General features: G+C 73.8%; 12 protein-coding genes. 10 read left to right on the top strand and 2 right to left on the bottom strand.

Annotated features, from left to right (window positions below; all coding sequences use genetic code 11):
- Positions 1-192: 192 nt before the first annotated feature.
- The 4 genes from ACWCRA_RS28635 to ACWCRA_RS28620 all read left to right on the top strand — a co-directional run bounded on the left by ACWCRA_RS28635 (position 193) and on the right by ACWCRA_RS28620 (position 9,557).
- The gene (locus ACWCRA_RS28635; protein ID WP_451068965.1) at positions 193-5,820 is read left to right on the top strand and encodes a glutamate synthase-related protein; all 5,628 of its coding nucleotides are present in this window, start codon (positions 193-195) and stop codon (positions 5,818-5,820) included.
- A 5-nt stretch (positions 5,821-5,825) separates the two neighbouring features.
- Positions 5,826-7,595: a sulfite reductase subunit alpha gene (locus ACWCRA_RS28630; RefSeq protein ID WP_451069011.1), complete on the top strand. Its 1,770-nt coding sequence runs from the start codon at positions 5,826-5,828 to the stop codon at positions 7,593-7,595.
- 2 nt (positions 7,596-7,597) lie between these two features.
- Positions 7,598-8,527 (top strand): hypothetical protein, encoded by a 930-nt coding sequence (locus ACWCRA_RS28625; protein WP_351551073.1) that lies wholly within the window; start codon positions 7,598-7,600, stop codon positions 8,525-8,527.
- Between the two features lie 388 nt (positions 8,528-8,915).
- Positions 8,916-9,557 (top strand): DUF1326 domain-containing protein, encoded by a 642-nt coding sequence (locus tag ACWCRA_RS28620; RefSeq protein ID WP_351551076.1) that lies wholly within the window; start codon positions 8,916-8,918, stop codon positions 9,555-9,557.
- A 219-nt stretch (positions 9,558-9,776) separates the two neighbouring features.
- Here the strand turns inward: ACWCRA_RS28620 and ACWCRA_RS28615 are convergent, their stop codons facing one another.
- On the bottom strand, positions 9,777-10,292 hold the full coding sequence (locus ACWCRA_RS28615; RefSeq protein WP_351551078.1) for a DinB family protein: 516 nt from the start codon (positions 10,290-10,292) through the stop codon (positions 9,777-9,779).
- Positions 10,293-10,424: 132 nt separating this feature from the next.
- Entirely contained in the window at positions 10,425-11,324 is a 900-nt protein-coding gene (locus tag ACWCRA_RS28610) for a LysR family transcriptional regulator (RefSeq protein ID WP_351551081.1), read from the bottom strand.
- A gap of 115 nt (positions 11,325-11,439) precedes the next feature.
- Here ACWCRA_RS28610 and ACWCRA_RS28605 point away from each other — a divergent pair, with 115 nt between their 5' ends.
- From ACWCRA_RS28605 to ACWCRA_RS28580, 6 genes are all read left to right on the top strand, one after another.
- A complete protein-coding gene (locus ACWCRA_RS28605) occupies positions 11,440-12,183 on the top strand; it encodes an IclR family transcriptional regulator (RefSeq protein WP_351551084.1) in 744 nt (247 codons plus the stop codon).
- 209 nt (positions 12,184-12,392) lie between these two features.
- The gene (locus ACWCRA_RS28600; RefSeq protein ID WP_351551087.1) at positions 12,393-13,568 is read left to right on the top strand and encodes an acyl-CoA dehydrogenase family protein; all 1,176 of its coding nucleotides are present in this window, start codon (positions 12,393-12,395) and stop codon (positions 13,566-13,568) included.
- 2 nt (positions 13,569-13,570) lie between these two features.
- Positions 13,571-14,848 carry a CaiB/BaiF CoA transferase family protein gene (locus ACWCRA_RS28595; protein WP_451068964.1) on the top strand — a complete coding sequence of 426 codons (1,278 nt, stop codon included), beginning with the start codon at positions 13,571-13,573 and terminating at the stop codon, positions 14,846-14,848.
- 26 nt (positions 14,849-14,874) lie between these two features.
- On the top strand, positions 14,875-15,774 hold the full coding sequence (locus tag ACWCRA_RS28590) for an SDR family oxidoreductase (protein WP_451068963.1): 900 nt from the start codon (positions 14,875-14,877) through the stop codon (positions 15,772-15,774).
- A gap of 186 nt (positions 15,775-15,960) precedes the next feature.
- A complete protein-coding gene (locus ACWCRA_RS28585) occupies positions 15,961-16,734 on the top strand; it encodes a citryl-CoA lyase (protein ID WP_451068962.1) in 774 nt (257 codons plus the stop codon).
- A gap of 10 nt (positions 16,735-16,744) precedes the next feature.
- The gene (locus ACWCRA_RS28580) at positions 16,745-18,037 is read left to right on the top strand and encodes an MmgE/PrpD family protein (protein WP_451068961.1); all 1,293 of its coding nucleotides are present in this window, start codon (positions 16,745-16,747) and stop codon (positions 18,035-18,037) included.
- Positions 18,038-18,043 lie beyond the last annotated feature (6 nt).

The following is an 18,043-nucleotide window of genomic DNA, read 5'->3' as shown; positions in this document are numbered from 1 at the left end:
GCCCACCGGGCGGCCCGGCCGCCGGCCCGCGCCCCCGGCGCCCACCCCACACTTGCGGTGAAGGTTAGGTAAGCCTTACCGTACTCACTCACACCCCTCAGGGCTCGGCCGTCACACCGGTCCGCCCGCGGCGAGCGCTTCACCGACGCAGCCTGGCCGTCCGCTGCCGGAATTCTCGCTGACAGGACGCATGTGAACCACTCCCCCTTCGGGCTGTACAGCCCTGCCCGCGACCACAGCGACTGCGGCGTCGGGTTCCTCACCCGCCTGGACGGAGCACCCAGCCACGACGTCATCCGCAAGGGCGACGAAGCGCTCCGCGCCATCCCGCACCGGGGTGGCAAGTCCGCCGAGGGCGTCGGCGACGGCGCCGGGGTGAGTGTCGACCTGTCGGTGGAGTTCTTCGGCGCGATCACCGGCGAGAAGCTGCGCGCCGGACACTTCGGCGTGGCGAACTGCTTCGTGCCGGCCGGTGCCGAGGGCCGCGACGGCGCGGTGGACCTGGTCGGCCGGAGCATCGCCGAGCAGGGGTTCGAGGTCCTGCTGGTCCGCGATGTCCCGGTGGATCACACCGTCGCCCGCCCGGCGGCCGAGAAGTACCAGCTCCCCATCGTGCAGTGGGTGTTCCGCGCGCCCGAGGACTGGGAGCGCGGCGAGGTCGACGCCGCCGCCCACCGCGCGCTGCTCGCCGTCGAGGCCGTCGCCTACGCCGACGACAGCCGCGCGGGGCTGTACCCGCTCTCCCTCAGCGCCCGGACCCAGGTGCTCAAGGGGCGGCTCAACTCCGCCGAGGTCATCGGCTACTTCCGCGACCTCGGCGATCCGCGCCACTCCGTCCGCTCGCTCTACTTCCACACCCGGTTCTCCACGAACACCGAGCCGCACCCGACCATGGCCCAGCCGTTCCGGCTGATGGCGCACAACGGCGAGCTCAACACCGACCGCAAGAACCGTCTGTCCGACGAGGCGCTCGCCCGCGCCCGCACCCGGAGCATCGTGCGTCCGCCGGGGCAGTCGGACTCCAGCCGGCTCGACCAGACCCTGCAGAGCCGGGTGTTCGACGACGGTCTGGACATCGTCGAGGCGGTCGTGTCCCTGATGCCCCCGGCCTGGGAGAACGACCGCACACTGCCCGCCTCCGTGCGGGACATGCTGGAGTACTTCTCGCTGTACGAGGAGAAGAACGACGGCCCGGCCGCCGTCATCTTCAGCGACGGCGACACCATCGGCGCCCGGCTCGACCGCCTCGGTCTTCGCCCGCTGCGCACCGTGGAGACCGCCGAGTACCTCATGGTGGCGTCGGAGGCCGGCCAGGTCGCCTTCCCCGACGACGAGGTGGTGCGCCGGGGCCGCATCGAGGCCGGCGGGATGCTCGTCGTCGACCACCGCACCGGCCGCCGGATGCGCACGCGCGAGGTGCTCGACGCCCTCGCCGCGCGCCGTCCGTACTCCGAACTGCTCAGCGCGGCACGGGTGAACCTCGACGACCTGCCGGCACCCGGGGGCGAGAGCGGCGCGGCGACGCCCGGATACGACGGTGACCTCACCCTCGCCGGCCGCTATGTGGCGTACTCGCTGAACCAGGAGAGCTTCCGCTTCATGCTCGACCCGATGCTGGCCAACGGCTCGGAGCGGATCTCGGCGATGGGGTACGGCCATGCCATCAACGCCCTGAGCGACACCGAGGGCGGCATGGCGAAGTACTTCTCTCAGCGCTTCGCCCAGGTGACCAACCCGCCGCTGGACAGCATCCGCGAGGCCGACGGCATGAGCATGCGGGTCGCCCTCGGCCCGAAGCCCGACGGCACCGGGAGTACCGGGAGCACCGGGAGCACCGGGGCGCCCGGGACCCCCAGCCGGCAGATCGTGCTCTCCTCGCCCGTGCTCGGACACCTCGACATGGTCCGGCTGCGCGACCAGCGGATCGTCCCGCTGGAGCGGTTCGCCATGCTCTACGTCCCGGTGCCCGGCGACGAGACCGCCAACGCCGACGCGCTCCGGTCCGCGCTCGACCGGCTCTGCGACGACGTCCAGCGGTTCGCCGCGCGGGGAGGCGGTATCGCGCTCCTCACCGACCGGGACATCTCCTCGGCGCGCGCGCCGATCCCGGTGATCCACGCCGTCGCGGCGGTGAACCAGCGTCTCATCGGGACCGGGCTGCGGCTGCGCGTCTCGATGGTGGCGGAGAGCGGCCAGCTCGCCTCCTCCCACCATGTCGCGACCGCGCTCGGCTTCGGCGCCTCCGCGGTCCACAGCCTCAGCGCACGGCTGCGCGCCGAGGAGAAGCACCCCAGCGCGCCGGCGCCCGCCGGCCAGGTCACCGCGACCGACCGGGCTCTGGCCAGGTTCCGCGCGGCGGTGGAGAAGTCGCTCGCCAAGACCATGGGCCGCGTGGGTCTCTGCACCGTCGAGAGCTATATCGGCGGCGAGTTCTTCGAACCGAACTATCTCGACACCCGAGACGATGTGTTCGCCCGGATCTTCCCGCACATGGACGCGCCGGTCGGCGGCGTCGGGTTCGCCCGCGTCGCGCGGGCCGCGACGGAGTGGCACGAGCGGGCCCGCACGGTGCAGACCGAGCAGCAGATCCCGCTGCTCGGCCTCTTCAAGGAGCGGTCGGACGGCGCCGGGCACTCGTTCGGTGTCACGGCGGTGCGCGGCTTCGGCGGAATGACCGGGGAACGCCCGGAGTTCGGCCGGCCGGGCGACTCGGACGCGCTGCGGCTGCTCACGCTCGGCCGGCTCGGCGACGCGTTCGGCATCACCGACGCCGCGTACCGGAACACCGGGTACGACGCGCTCAGCGACGCCGAGATCGACGCGTTCAGGATCACGCCGGGGTACCGCGCCTTCCTCCGGACGACACAGGAGGAGCGGTCGCGCCGCCCGGCCGCGCTCCGCGATGTGCTCGCGCTGCCCGCGGATGTCACCGGGTCCCGCACCCCCCAGGAGTACGCGCGTGAACTCGGCCGGTTCTCCACCACCGGCAACGCGAGCGTCGCCGTGCGCGGGATGCTCGTCTCCGTCTCCCGGCCGCCCGCGGGCCCGGGGCGCCGGGACGGCGAGGTGACGGCACGGCTGCGTCTCACCGCTCCGGGACCGGACGGCGCGGAGGGGGAGACCGGGCCCGGCACCGCGCCCACCGACGGTGAGCGGCACACCGCGCTGGCCGCCGGGCTCGCCCTCGCCCACCCCGGCGAGGTCGTCACGGTGGAGGCGGGCCCGGACGGTGCCGTCGTCACCGCCGTGGGCGCCGCCGCGCGGCTGCTCACCCTTCTCACGAGCGCGCCCGGGAGCGTGCCGCTGGACGAGGTGCGGCCCGCGCACGAGATCACCCGCTCGCTCGCCTCGGGCGCGATGAGCCATGGCGCGCTCGTGGCGACCGCGCACGAGGCCGTCGCGCACGGCACGAACATGGTCGGTGCCCTGTCCAACAGCGGTGAGGGCGGCGAGCACCACTCCCGGTACGGCACGATCCGCGGCTCCCGGATCAAGCAGTTCGCGTCCGGCCGGTTCGGGATCTGGGCGGGCTATCTCGCCGACCCGATGCTCGAGGAGCTGGAAATCAAGATCGGCCAGGGTGCGAAGCCGGGTGAGGGCGGGCAGTTGCCCGCGCCGAAGGTCACCGTCGACATCGCGGCGGCGCGCGGCGGCACCCCCGGCATCGAGCTGGTCTCCCCGCCGCCGCACCACGACACCTACTCGATCGAGGATCTCGCGCAGCTCATCCACGACTGCAAGGCGGCGCGGGTGCGGGTCGTGGTGAAGCTCGTGTCGTCGGAGGGCATCGGCACCATCGCGGTCGGTGTCGCCAAGGCGGGCGCGGACGTGATCAACGTCGCGGGGAACACCGGCGGCACCGGCGCGGCGGCCGTCACCAGCCTGAAGTACGCCGGACGGTCGGCGGAGATCGGTGTCTCCGAGGTGCACCAGGCCCTCGTGGCGAACGGGCTCCGGCAGAAGGTCGTCCTGCGCTGCTCCGGCGCGCACCAGACCGGCGGCGATGTCGTCACCTCGGCGCTGCTGGGGGCCGACAGCTTCGAGTTCGGCACGACCGCGCTGATGATGCTCGGGTGTGTCATGGCGAAGAACTGCAATGTGAAGTGCCCCGCCGGGCTCACCACGAACGCCGAGGTGTTCGAGGGCGATCCGCGCGCGCTGGCGCAGTATCTGCTCAATATCGCGCACGACGTCCGGCAGATCCTCGCCGGGCTGGGGCTGCGATCCCTGCGCGACGCCCGGGGACGCACCGATCTGCTGCAACTGCTCGACCACCCCGCGAGCGCCGGACACCTCGATGTCCGCCGTCTGCTCGCGCGGGTGCCGGAGCGGACCGTGGCGGACCCGGAGTATCCGGAGAAGGACTTCAGCACCGACGACGCTCTCATCGAGCGGGTCCGCGCCGCGCTCGTCGACCGGCGCGAGCCGGCGGTGCTCATCGAGGGGGTCCGCCTCGGCAACAGCGCGAAGTCGGTGGGCGGGCAGCTCGGCATCGATGTCGAGCGGCTCCTCAACCACGGGCCCGGCGCCGATGGTCTCGCCGGCGCGCCCGCGGTCGCCACCGACGACCGGGGCCGCCGCCGTCTCGTCGACGGCGCCGTCCTCATCCGCACCACCGGGTCCGCCGGTCAGTCGTACGGTGTGTTCTGCAACGACGGCATCACGCTCGAACACACCGGGACCGCGAACGACGGCGTCGGCAAGAGCCAGAGCGGCGGGCGGATCGTCGTCCGCGCGCCGGGCGGCGGCAGCACCGAGCGCGGCGGGAATGTGCTCATCGGGAACTTCGCGCTGTTCGGCGCGACCGGCGGCCGGGCGTTTGTGCAGGGGGAGGCCGGTGACCGGTTCGCCGTGCGGAACTCCGGCGCGACCGCGGTCGTGGAGGGCCTCGGCGACTTCGGCTGCGAGTACATGACCGGCGGCTCCGTGCTCAACCTCGGCGGCTTCGGCAAGGGGCTCGGCAACGGCATGAGCGGCGGCTTCCTCTACCAGTACGACCCGTCGGGCGAGCTGGGCGGCCGGGTGAGCGCCGACTCGCTCCGGGTGTTCCCGGTGACCGACACCGCGCACGGCGCCTTCCACGAGGAGGCCGTGCGGCTGCTCCTGGAGTGGCACGCCGAGGCCACCGGCTCCCCGCTGGCGGCCCGGCTGCTGGAGGAGTGGGACACCGAGCGGCGGCACGTGTACTGCGGAATGCCGCGCGCGCTGCTGCTGTACCAGGACTCCTCCGAGATCCTCGCCGCGGCGACCCGGTCCGAGCTGCTGGACGAGCTGGCGGCCTCGATCGCGACGGAGAAGCTCCGTGCGTTCAAGGCCGACTACCGCGACCGCCGCACCGTGCTCGGCGGCCGGGCCCCGGCCCTCGGCGACCAGGGCGGCGATGGCATGTTCTCGCTGCTGTCGTCGTACACGGTCCTCGGTGTCGCCCAGGACCTCGCGCTGAAGCGGGTCCCCGGAGCGAGTGGTCTGGACGACCCCCGGGTGGCCGAGGAGGTCCGGAGCCTCGTGCTCACGGAGGACTTCCTCATCAGGCAGCGGGTGGTGAGGTATCTGCGCGGCGCGCTGGAGCGGTTCGACGACGACGAACTCGCCGCGCTCATCGCGGGCAAACGCCTCGACGACTACAAACACGCGCTGCGGCAGCGGAACAACCTGAGCGTGGACGCTCCCGGCACCTACGGCTGGATCATGCACCAGAACGCGAAGAACGCCGGCCGGGTGCGGGCCGCGCGGTTCGACGAACTCCTCGCGACCGCCGCCCTCGACGACATCGCCGCCCGTCCCGCCCACCGGGCCCCGGCCGGGGCGGTGACCGCGTGACGCTCATGCCTCCGACCGGCTCCCTCATCCTGGCCGATGCCCCGTTCTCGGCCGAGCAGGAGTCCTGGCTCGCCGGGTTCATCGCGGGCATCGCCGCCGCCGGACGCCGGGAGACCGCCGCGGGCGGCGCGCCCGCCGTGACGGGCACCGTCGACGTGCTGTTCGGTACGCAGACCGGAACCGCCGAGTTCCTCGCCGGTGAGCTGGTCGCCGGGGCCCGCGCCCGAGGTCTCGGCGGGACCGCCACCGCGCTCGACGACATCACGCCCGAGCGGCTGGCCGCCATGTCCCATCTGCTCATCGTCACCTCGACCTACGGCGAGGGCGAGATGCCCGACAACGCCGGGCTGTTCTGGGAGGCGCTCCGGGACGAGGGCGCGCCGAGGCTCGAAGGGCTGCGCTACGCGGTCCTCGGGCTCGGCGACCGGGGGTACGACGAGTTCTGCCGGGCCGCGAAGCTCATCGACACCCGTCTGGAGCAGCTCGGCGCGGTCCGGCTGCACGACCGCGCCGACTGCGATGCCGACTTCGAGGAGCCCGCGGCGGCGTGGACCGCCGCGGTCCTGGACCGTCTCGCCGCCGAGACCGGCGCGACAGCGGCGGGGGGCGCGCCCGCCCCCGCGCCGGCACCGGCGCCGGCCCCCGGGACCCGTTCCCCCTGGAACCGGCGCACCCCCTACCGCTCCCGGCTCGTGGTGAACAGGCTGCTCTCCTCGCCGGACAGCGCCAAGGAGATCCGCCACTACGAGCTGGACCTCGGCGACAGCGGCATCACCTACACGGCCGGCGACGCGCTCGCCGTCGTACCGATGAACGACGACGCGGTCGTCGGCGCGCTGCTGGAACACCTCGGTGCGAGCGGTGACGAGGACACCGACGGGGGCCCGCTCGCCGAGGTGCTGCGCACCGGGCGCGAGATCCGCATCCCGTCGAAGGAGCTGGTCGCCGATCTGGCCGGGCGGGCGCCGTCGAGCGAACTCGCGTCGGTCGTCGCCCGCGGCGACCGGTCCGGCCTCGACTCCTGGCTCTGGGGCCGGGACGTGCTCGACCTGCTCCGTGCCGCCGGGCCCGCCGCACCGGGCCCGGACGAGCTGCTGCCGCTCCTGCGACCGCTCAAGGCGCGGCAGTACTCGATCTCGTCGAGTCCGCTGGCCCACCCGGACCGCGTCCACCTCACCGTCGCGTCCGTCCGCTACGACACCGCGGACCGCCGGTACGGGGGTGTCGCGTCGACCTATCTCGCGGACCGGGTCGGCGGGGACACGGCGGAGGCGGCCGTCGGCATCTACCTCCAGCCGAACGCCGCCTTCGGCGTACCGGCGGACGACAGCGCCCCGATCGTCATGATCGGCCCCGGCACCGGGATCGCGCCCTTCCGCGGCTTCCTGCACGAGCGCGCCGCGCGGGGCGCCTCCGGGCGGAACTGGCTGTTCTTCGGCGACCAGCGCCGCCACACCGACTTCGTGTACGAGGACGAACTGACCCGGCTGCGCGAACAGGGCGTGCTCACCCGGCTCGATCTCGCGTTCTCGCGCGACCAGGCCGAGAAGGTCTATGTCCAGACACGGATGCGCGAACGCTCGCGCGAGCTGTACGGCTGGCTGGAGGACGGCGCGTATCTGTATGTCTGCGGCGACGCCTCCCGGATGGCGAAGGACGTGGAGGCGGCTCTGCTGGGCGTCATCGCCGAGCAGCGCGGACGCGGTGACGAGGATGCCACGCGGTACCTGGCGGAGCTGCGCCGGGCGAAGCGCTACGTACGGGATGTGTACTGAGCATGACGGACCACCATCCCGAGCGGCGGGACCCCGACGGCCCGCGCGCGTCCGGGCGGCGCTGTGGCGGGCGGGGCAGCTCCATGCGGCTGATCGACGCCCGGATGCCGGAGCTGACGCGCTGTCTGACGCTCTTCCAGTACGTCCAGGCGGTGACCGGCGGCCGGGTGGCGCTGATCGACCAGGCCGGGAGCTACGCGGTTCCGAGCCTGCGCGGCGAGGCGTTCGCCCTCCAGCCGGGCTCGATCGCGCTGCGCGTGGACGGCGGGGCTGTCGCCTCGGCCGTGGTCGTACGGGACGAGGACGCCGGCGCGGTCGTCCTGCACCTGTTCGACGCGGACGGCCGGACGGTGCACCAGGGGCGGCTGCTCTCCGAGGGGGACCGTCTCCTGATGGGCCTCGCCGGCACGGTCGACGCCCTGGCGCCGGCGCCGGCCGCCGCGCCGTCCGCCCTCCCCGGCTCACCGGCCTGGGAGAGCGGCGACCAGCTCGCCCAGCTCGACGAGATCCTGGTGGACGGCGGCGCCGCGCGGCGCCGGGCGTTCGGCCGGTACCGCGGCGAGCACCGGGCGATCGACGCCGGTGTCGTGCCCGAGGTGCTGGAGCACGTCTGCTCGGTGGGGCTGCCGATCGGGGTCGCGGTGTTCGCCCCGGGCGCCATGCAGGCGTGCGGCGGCCGGGTGCATGTCACCGACCAGACCATCGGCGGGCAGGTGTTCGCGGCGATCGCGGAGAGTTCGGTGCAGATCCACCTCCCGGGTGTGCGGGCGTGCCATCTCGTCCGCTCCACGGCCGCGCACGGCCCGACCTCGGCGATCGAACTCGACGACGAGGACGGGCGGTGCGTCGCGGTCATCACCCAGTTCGGCATCGTCGGGGAGCAGGTCCACACGGCGTGGGAGCATCTCGCGGCATCGCTGCCCGACGCCTAGGGAGTCCCTTCCGGACCGGGCCGGGCCGGGCCGGACCGGTGAGCGGGGTCCGGTGCCGGGGATCGCGGGGATCGCGGGCGCGCTCGATCGGACCGGCCGGCCCCGGGGCGGGCGCCGCCGGCCTCAGGACGTGCGGCGTCTCCGGGGCCGTGCGGTCACCGGCGCCCTGACCGGCGGGCGCGGTGGCGGGTCCGATCTGCACCTACCGCGCGTGGGCACGCGATCGAGCGCGGCGCGCCCCTCGGCGGCGGGCCGCCGCACCGGATGTCCTGGCGGGGGCCCCAGGGCAACTGGATACCCCCCATGGGTATTTGACTCCCTCGCGGGCAGCGGGCTAACCTTCCCCGGAGGGATACCCCACCGGGGTACCAATCAGGGAGGAACAGCGATGAGCGAGACGACCTGGCACCTCAAGGGCGAGTGGTTCGATGTGTGCAGTTGCTCGATGCCCTGCCCCTGTACGTTCGCGCAGGCGCCGACGGACGGCGCCTGCCTGTTCACCCTCGTCTGGCAGATCCACGAGGGGCACTTCGGAGAGGTGCGCCTGGACGGACTGGGTGTGGTGGCACTCGGCGAGTTCGCCGGGAACATGTGGGTGAACGACCCCGACGCCACGATGGCGGCGATGTTCTACATCGACGCGAAGGGGACACCGGCGCAGCGGGACGCCCTGGAGACGATATTCCGCGGCGACGCCGGAGGGTGGCCGGGCACTTTCGGCTCACTGATCAGCGAGGTGCGCGGAGTGCGGTACGCGCCGATCCACTTCGACGCCGCGCCGGATCTCGCCCACTGGCGCGCGACCGTCTCCGACCAGGTGAGCGTGGGCGCCACGGCCCTGACCGGCCCCACCGCGGACCCCGCGCGCCGGGTGCAGCTGATCAACGCCCCCGGGTCGGAAGTGGGGCCAGGCCAGGTGGCGACCTGGGGTGTGGTGAGCGAGGACCGCGCCGAGGGCTTCGACTTCTCCCGTGAGTACCGGGGCGGATCGAGCAAGCACTTCCCGTTCGACTGGCGGCCGGACGCGTGACTCCCCCGGCCGCGAGGGGATCGTCCTTCCCACCGGTCAGCCCTTCCGCTCCCCGGCGCTGGGGAGTTTCTCTCGGATCGGGCCGGATCGGTGAGCGGGGTCCGGTGCCGTGGATCGCGAGGCGGGGGAGGGAGCCCACGCGGAACACCGGCGACTGGCGACAACGCGGCGGGGCGCGGTGCCGGGCTCGCGAGCCCGGCACGATCCGAGAGAGACGACCTAGGAGTACCCCTTCGTCCCGTCGAGCAGCTCCCGCACGATGTCCGCGTGCCCCGCGTGCCGTGCGGTCTCCTCGACGAGGTGGATGAGCATCCAGCGGAGATTGGCGCTGCCGGAGGGGTGCCCGGGGTGGCGGCCGATGTCGTCCAGCGAGGCGGCGGCCACGATCTCGTCGCTCCGGGCGCACTGGGCCTCGTACTCCGCGAGCAACCGCGCGAGCGGGACGCCGTCGGCGCGCCAGTTGGCCGCCTCGTCCACCGTGTCGAAGGACGGGTTCCGTGTCATGTCGCCGCCCAGGAAGAGCACCTCGATCCAGGAGTGCTCGACCCAGCGCATATGGCTGATGAGCCCCGCCATCGTCATCGCCGGCGAGGTCGGGACGGCCCGGCGGTGCGCGTCCGCCTCGCTCAGGCCGTCGCACTTCCACCGCAGGATCTGACGCTGGAGTTCCAGCCAGCCGGTGAGAGCGGTGCGCTCGTCGGCCCGCAGGGGAGGACGCCGCAGAGAAGGTTCCATGGCCGCGGACGTTAGACCGCCCCGTCCCCCGCTGTCGTCCGGTTTTCACCGGTACGGGAGCGGGGTGCGGGCGCGGACGGGCCGCCGGGGCGGTCACCGGGCGTCGGTCAGGTCCCGGCGGCCCGGCGGGGCTCATGACCCGCGTACCCGCTCCGCTCCGTCCAGCTCCTCCACGAGGTCGACGAACGCCCGCGCGGTCGGCGAGAGTTCGCCGATCCGGTGGTACAGATACGCCAGACGCGGCACGTTGAAGCCGACCGGGCGGATCACCGCGCCGAGCGCCTCCGCCGCGCGCGCCGCGGGCTCGGGCAGCACCGTCGCACCGGCGCCCGCGAGGACCAGGGGGATGACGGCGTCGCGGTGGGCGGTGTCCACGGCGATCGTGAGCGGCGGGAGCTGGAGGGCGGCCACCTCGACGGTGATCCAGGTGCCGACCGCCGATTCCGCCGCGGCGCCCATGACCACGTCGTGACGGACCAGCTCGGCCAGTCCGACCGGGCCCTCCGGCAGCGAGGTGCCGGGCGGGAGGACCACCATCAGCTCGCTGAGCGCTATCGGAACCGCGCGGTGTTTGGGGTAGGGCGCCGGATGGTCGTGGACCAGCAGCTCCGCCTCCGCGCGCCGGAGCGCCGCGAACCCCTCCACTCCGTTGGCCGCCTCGCGCACCCGTGTCCTGACACCGGGGTAGCGCGCGCGGAACTCCGTGACGACACGGACCGCCGGATCGACCGCGAGAGCGGGGACGACGGCGAGATCGAGCTGCCCGGTCGCGAGCGTGCCCACCCCCTCGACCGCCGCCCGGACGCTGTCGAAGCCGCGGAGCGTGCGGCGGGCGGGGCCCAGCAGGGCCCGTCCCGCGGGGGTGAGCGTCAGCTTCCGTCCCCGTACGAACAGCGGCGTCCGCAGCTCGCGTTCGAGTTCCTGGATCGCCTGGGAGACCGAGGGCTGGCTGAGGTGCAGCCGCCGTGCCGCGCCGGAGATGCTGCCGGCCTCGACGGCCGCGACGAAGTAGCCCAGATGGCGCCGTTCCATAGGCCATGCCTATCACATCCAAAGGAATCCCAAGGCTTTACCGGTACCGATGGGCGGCATAGCGTGCCGGTCAACGGCCCGTCGAACCCTCGGACCGCCGGAGAAAGGGGACCTCATGCAGGGCATCCAGCGCGGTCTGCGCATTCTCGAAGCGGTCGCCGCGCACCAGCCCGTCGGGGTCGGCGAGCTGTCCCGGGTCTGCGAACTGCCGAAATCCTCGGTCCAGCGCGTTCTGCGGGCCCTGGCCGACTCGGGCTGGATTCGCGCGGCGGACGAGGAGCAGACGCGCTGGACGCTGACCTCCCGGATGCTCACCCTCGCCGGGACGGCGGCCGGGGAGCGGGGCATCCGCGAGGCGGCGCTCGGCCCCATGCGCGAACTCGGCGCGCTGACCGGGGAGACGGTCACGCTCCAGGTCCCGGACGGCCCCTGCCGCATGGTGCTGATCGAGCGCGTCGACTGCCGTCATCCGGTCCGGACCCACAACCGGCTGGGCGCCACCTCGCCGATCACCGCCACCTCCACCGGCCTCGCCGTTCTCGCGCTGATGCCGGACGAGGAGGTGGAGCGGGTCCTCGCGCGGCCGGTGCCCCGGCTGACGGCGAACACCTTGGTCGAGCCGCACCTCATCAGGGCACGGCTCCGGGAGGCCCGCGCCAGGGGCTTCGCCGTCAACCGGGGCCAGAACCGGGACGGCGTCTGCGCCGTGGGCGCCGCCGTGACCGGTCCGGGCGGCGTCCCGGCGGGCGGCATCGGGCTGTCCCTGCCGGACAGCCGCTTCGACACCCGCCGTGTGCCGTGGTGGGCCCAGCAGGTGCGGCTCACCGCCGCGGCGGTCTCCGCGGCGCTCACCGACTGAGCCCGGGGCCCGCGCCCACACCCCGTGCCCCACAGCGCGGCACGGCGCCGCCGGAGCCCGCGCCCACACCCCGAGGACCACCGCACGTACCCCACCACCCGGACCTCCACCCCACCACCGGGCCCGCGTCCGCGCCGCACCGGCCGGAGCACGACCGCCCGGAACATCTCCGCCGATCCCCGGCGCGACACCACGAGGGAGCCGTACGCATGAGCACGCGCACCGAAGGCCCGGCAGAGGTCTTCCTCACCGAGGACCGGCTGGCGATCCAGGCCCTGGCACGCGAATTCGTCGCCAGGGAGGTGCTCCCGGTGGCCGGCGAACTCGACCCGGTCGCCGGGGAGATCCCGATGGAGCTGCGCCGCAAGATGGCCGAGCTGGGATTCTTCGGCATCCTCATCCCGGAGGAGTACGGCGGCCTGGGCCTCGGCGTCATCGAGTACGCGCTGGTCGTGGAGGAGCTGGCGCGCGGCTGGATGAGCGTGGCGAGCCTGATCGCCCGTGGTCAGCAGTTCGCGCACGGGTTCAGCGCCGAGCAGCGGGCCGCGTATCTGCCCCGGATGGCGCGGGGCGAGTTCCTCAGCGCGTTCGCCCTGTCGGAGGCGGACGCCGGCTCGGACGTGGCGAATCTGCGCTGCCGCGCCGAGCCGGACGCGGACGGCGGCTGGCGGATCACCGGTCAGAAGATGTGGTGCACCTTCGCCGACGGCTCGGACTACCTCCAGGTGTTCGCGAGGACCGAGCCGGTCGACCCGGCGCGGCGGTCGCACGGCATCACCTGCTTCCTCATGCCGAAGGAGCGCGGCACCCTCCCCGAGGGGGTGACCGGCACCCCCGTGCGCAAGATCGGCTACCACGGCTGGCGGACCTGGGAGCTGTCGTTCGACCACGCCCGGGTCGAGCCCGGCATGGTCGTCGGGGAGGTGGGGCGCGGGTTCGGGATCGCCATGGGCGATCTGGTCATCGCCCGCATCCACACGGCGGCCCGCGCCATCGGTCTGGCACGGGCCGCGCTGGAGGACTCGATCGGCTACGCGAAGGAGCGCGTGCAGTTCGGCAGGCCGATCGCGGAGAAGCAGGCCATCCGGTTCAAGATCGCAGGCATGGCCACCCGGATCGAGGCGTCGCGGGCGCTGCTGCACAGGGTCTGCGCGGAGTACGACGCCGGCCGGCCGTCCAATCTGGAGGCGTCGATGGTGAAGCTGCACGCGAGCGAGATGGCCGAGCGGGTCACCAGCGAGGGTCTCCAGATCCACGGAGGCGCCGGATACACCACCGACTTCGCCGTCGAACGGCACTGGCGCGACGCCCGTCTCACCAAGATCTTCGAGGGCACGTCGGAGATCCAGATGAAGATCATCTCCGACACGCTGCTGGGACGCTGACGATGGCCGTCGCCCCGCCGTCCTCACCCGGCCCCCTGCACGGGCTCACGGTCCTCGATCTGAGCCGGATGCTCGCCGGTCCCTTCTGCACCATGGTCCTCGCCGACCTCGGAGCCACCGTCCTGAAGGTGGAGCCGCCGTTCGGTGACATGACCCGCGCCCAGGGGCCGTACGCCGAGGGCGACGGACTCCAGGCGTACGGCGGGTACTTCCAGTCCGTCAACCGCAACAAACAGGGCCTGGTCGTCGACCTCACGAAGCCCGGCGGCGCCGGGGTGATCCGCCGGCTCGCCGCCACCGCCGACATCCTGGTGGAGAACTACCGGCCGGGCGTGATGGAGCGGCACGGCCTCGGCTACGAGCGGCTCGCCGCGATCAATCCGCGCCTGGTCTACACGGCGATCCGGGGCTTCGGCGACCCGCGCACCGGTGTCAGCCCGATCCAGGACTGGCCGAGCTACGACATCGTGGCCCAGGCGATGGGCGGCCTGCTCGGGATCACCGGCCCGGCCGGCGGCCCGCCCGTCAAGGCCGGTCCGGGTCTCGGCGACACACTGCCCGCCCTGTTCGCGGCGGTCGGAGCACTCGCGGCGGTGCGGGAGCGCGAGATCACCGGGCTCGGCCGGTTCGTGGACGTGGGGATGTACGACGCGGTCGTCGCCGCCTGCGAGCGGATCGTCTACCAGTACTCCTACCAGGGCGTCGCCCCCGGGCCCGAGGGCAACGCGCATCCCCTGTTCTGCCCCTTCGGGCTCTTCCCCGCGTCGGACGGATTCGTCGCGCTGGCCGCCGCGCCCGCCGACCACCACTGGGTGCTGCTCTGCGAGGTGATGGGGCGACCGGAGCTGGGCACGGACGCCCGGTACGCGCACAACACCGACCGGGTGGCCCGGCAGGCCGAGGTCCTCGGGCTGGTCGGTGAGTGGACCGGGCGCCGCACCCGCGCCGAACTCGCCGGACTGCTGGGGGGAAAGGTCCCCTTCGGGCCGGTCAACACGGCGGAATCGCTCTTCGACGATCCGCATCTGCGGGCACGCTCCATGCTCCGCGAGGTCGAGCACCCCGGTCTGGACCGGCCGGTCACGGTCGCCGCCGGCCCGATCCGCTTCGCGGGCGGGGCCGAGCCCGGCATCCGGCGCGCGCCGCTGCTCGGGGAGCACACCGATGCCGTCCTGCGCGGGTGCGGCTACACCGGGGAGGACATCGCTCGGCTGCGCGCGGCGGGTGCGGTGGGCGGGGCGGCCACTACCGGCTCCGGCTCCTCTTCCACCACCGACTGAAGCCGTTCTCCGAAGGGATGCGCACCATGGGAAGCCTCACCGGCCGCGTGGCGATCGTCACCGGCGCCGGGCGCGGCCTCGGCCGCGAGCACGCGCTGCTCCTCGCCGCCGAGGGCGCGCGGGTCGTCGTCAACGATCCGGGGGTCGCCGGGGACGGCCGCGGCGGGGACGGGAGTCCGGCACACCGGGTGGTCGCGGAGATCCGGGCGGCCGGCGGCCTGGCCGTGGCCGACACCGGCCGGGTCGACGACTTCGCCGCCGCGGGGGCGCTGGTCGAACGCGCCCTCACGGCCTACGGCGAGCTGCACGTCCTGGTCAACAACGCGGGCATCACCCGCGACGCGACGGTGGCGGGAATGACGGAGCAGCAGTGGGACTCGGTGATCTCGGTCCATCTCAAGGGCCACTACGCCACCCTGCACCATGCCGCCGCCCACTGGCGGAGGCGGGCCAAGGCCGGGCAGCCGGTCGCGGCGTCCGTCGTCAACACCTCGTCCGGGTCGGGTCTGCGCGGCAACCCCGGGCAGCTCAACTACGCCGCGGCCAAGGCGGGCATCGCGGTGATGACGGTCGTGGCCGCGCGTGAGCTGGAGCGGTACGGCGTACGGGTCAACTCGATCGCCCCCGTGGCCCGGACCCGGATGACGCTCGACACCCCGGGCCTCGCCGGGAAACTCGCCGCCCGCGCGGGTGAGTTCGACACCTGGGACCCGGCGAACGTCTCACCGCTGGTCGCCTGGCTGGCCGCCGAGAAGTGCCGGGCCACCGGCCAGATGCTGATGATCCGCGGCGGGCGGATCGATGTCTACGACGGCTGGACCGTCCGCGAGACCCATGAGCACGAGGGCCGCTGGACACAGAGCGGCCTGGACGCCGCCCTCGCCGGGCTGCCCTCGTCCCCTCCCCCGCTGGTCCCCTCCCTCTGACCCGACGGCCCCACGGCCCCACCGCCCCACGGCCCCACGGCCCCACGGCCCCACCGCACCACCGCACCACCAGCCGGCCGGCCGACCGGCCGGCCGGCCCACCGCCCCGCCGGCCATCCGATCACTCCGCCCCCTCCAACCCCTGTGTCCCCTCCGACACCCGACCCCGTCATCCGAAGGGCTGCCATGTACACCACCCATATCGGCACCTCGACCGCCGACTCCATCAACATCTACGGCTACGACCTGTGCTCCGAGGTCATCGGGCACGCGAGCCTGGCCGACCTGGTCTTCCTCGGGGCCCGGGGCCGGCTGCCCACCGGCGACGAGTCGAAGATGCTCAACGCGCTGATGGTGGGCATCGCCGAGCACGGCTTCACCCCCAGCTCCCTGGCCGCCCGGCTCACCTGGCTCGGCGCTCCCGAGGCGACCCAGGCCGCCGTCGCGGCGGGCCTGCTCGGCGCGGGCAGCGTCTACCTCGGCGCCATGGAGCTGACGGCCCGTACGCTCCAGGAGGCGCTGGAGTCCGCGCCCGGCGGGCAGAGCACCGAGCGGACGGCGGCGGAGATCCTGGACCGCTTCACGGCCTCCGGCGAGAAGGTGCCCGGCTTCGGACACCCGACCCACCGGCCCCGTGACCCGCGCACCGCCCGCTACTTCCGGCTCGCCGAGGAGTGGGGCTTCCTCGGGCCGCACAGCCTGCTGCTCCAGGCGGTCCACGCCGAGATGGAGCGCCGGCGCGGGAAGCTCATCACGCTCAACGGCGCCGGCACCTTCGGCGCGGTCATGTCGGACCTGGGGTTCGACTGGCGGCAGGTGCGCACCGTGGTGGTGGCCGCCCGGGCCGTGGGGCTGGTCGGCCACATCGCCGAGGAAGCGGCACGCGGCACGGCCGACAGCACCGCCCAGGCGCTCTTCCGGCACGTCGAGCACCACACCGACTACCGGCCGCGGCGCTGAGGGCCGTCGTATGCGCACGGGAACCGCCGGGACGCTCGCCCGCTGGGCCTGGTCGTACGAACCGGACCCGGACGATCTGGCCCTGGCCGAACGCTCGCTGCGGGACACGCTCGCCGTGACCCTCGCGGCGCGAGGGCACGAGGTGGCGGCGCTCGCCGCCGATCTGCCCGATGCCGCCCGCTGGTCCGCGGTCGGCCATGTCCTGGACTTCGACGACGTCCATGTGGGGTCGACGAGCCATGTCAGCGTGGTCACCGTCGCCGCGGCGCTGGCCGCGGGCGGCGGCGCGCGCGCCTATCTCGCCGGGGCCGGCGTCATGACCAGGCTCGGTACGCTGCTCGGCTGGCCGCACTACGCGGCCGGCTGGCACGCCACCTGCACCCAGGGAGCGCCCGCGGCGGCCGCCGCCGCCGGTGTCGCGCTGGGGCTGCCGCCCGGCCGGCTGGCGACCGCGATGGCCCTCGCCGTCCCCGCCGCCGGGGGTGTGCAGGCCGCGTTCGGCACACACGGCAAGGCGCTCCAGGTCGGCTTCGCGGCCGAGGCGGGGGTGCGGGCGGCGCGTCTCGCCCTCGCCGGGGCGACGGCGGACCCGCGCGCCCTGGACGCGTGGCTGGAGCTGGTCGGCGGCTCCGGAGCCGGTGCGGGAGCCGGAGCCGATACGGGTGCCGGAACCGGAACCGGAGCCGGAGCGGGTGTCGACACGGAGGACCGCCCCGCCGTGGCGGGCGGGCTCGCCGTCAAGCTCCACCCCTGCTGCTACGCGATGCAGCGCCCGATCGCCGCCGTCCGCGAGCTGCGGGAGCGGCACGGCCGCCTCGCCCCGGCGGATGTCACCGGGATCGTGGTCACGACACCCGACGCGAGCATGCGGCCCCTGATCCACGACCGGCCCCGCACCGGCCTGGAGGCCAGGTTCAGCATGCCGTACGCCATCGCGACCGCGCTCCTCGACCGCTTCCCGGACTTCACGTCCTTCACGGACGCGGCGGTCGGCAGACCCGAGGCGCGACGGCTGATGGAGGTCACCGAGGTCGTGCGCACGCCCGGGGGGAACGGGCTGCTCTCCGGTGCCGTGGACATCCGGCTGGAGCTGGCCGACGGCAGCGCGCTCCGTACGAGCCTCGCCCAGCCGCCGGGCTCGCCACTGCGCCCGCCGGCCCCGGGGGAGCTGGCGGGGAAGTTCGCCGCCTGCGGCGCCGATGTCCCGGGGCTCCTCGCCGGCGTCACCTGGTCCTCGGCACCGGGGCTCCTCGCCTCGGCGCTCGGGAACCCGCCACGGGCCGCGCCGACGATCCCCGCCTGACCCGCT

Source organism: Streptomyces sp. NPDC001889, assembly GCF_053594535.1.
Note: the sequence above shows the minus strand (reverse complement) of the source record. Positions and strands in the feature narration are given on the sequence as shown.

Bases quoted from the DNA above. Each gene is read 5' to 3' on its own strand.
- ACWCRA_RS28630 (WP_451069011.1), top strand. From the start codon at position 5,826: ATGCCTCCGACCGGCTCCCTCATCCTGGCCGATGCCCCGTTCTCGGCC.
- ACWCRA_RS28625 (WP_351551073.1), top strand. From the start codon at position 7,598: ATGACGGACCACCATCCCGAGCGGCGGGACCCCGACGGCCCGCGCGCG.
- ACWCRA_RS28620 (WP_351551076.1), top strand. From the start codon at position 8,916: ATGAGCGAGACGACCTGGCACCTCAAGGGCGAGTGGTTCGATGTGTGC.
- ACWCRA_RS28615 (WP_351551078.1), bottom strand. From the start codon at position 10,292: ATGGAACCTTCTCTGCGGCGTCCTCCCCTGCGGGCCGACGAGCGCACC.
- ACWCRA_RS28610 (WP_351551081.1), bottom strand. From the start codon at position 11,324: ATGGAACGGCGCCATCTGGGCTACTTCGTCGCGGCCGTCGAGGCCGGC.
- ACWCRA_RS28605 (WP_351551084.1), top strand. From the start codon at position 11,440: ATGCAGGGCATCCAGCGCGGTCTGCGCATTCTCGAAGCGGTCGCCGCG.
- ACWCRA_RS28600 (WP_351551087.1), top strand. From the start codon at position 12,393: ATGAGCACGCGCACCGAAGGCCCGGCAGAGGTCTTCCTCACCGAGGAC.
- ACWCRA_RS28595 (WP_451068964.1), top strand. From the start codon at position 13,571: ATGGCCGTCGCCCCGCCGTCCTCACCCGGCCCCCTGCACGGGCTCACG.
- ACWCRA_RS28590 (WP_451068963.1), top strand. From the start codon at position 14,875: ATGGGAAGCCTCACCGGCCGCGTGGCGATCGTCACCGGCGCCGGGCGC.
- ACWCRA_RS28585 (WP_451068962.1), top strand. From the start codon at position 15,961: ATGTACACCACCCATATCGGCACCTCGACCGCCGACTCCATCAACATC.
- ACWCRA_RS28580 (WP_451068961.1), top strand. From the start codon at position 16,745: ATGCGCACGGGAACCGCCGGGACGCTCGCCCGCTGGGCCTGGTCGTAC.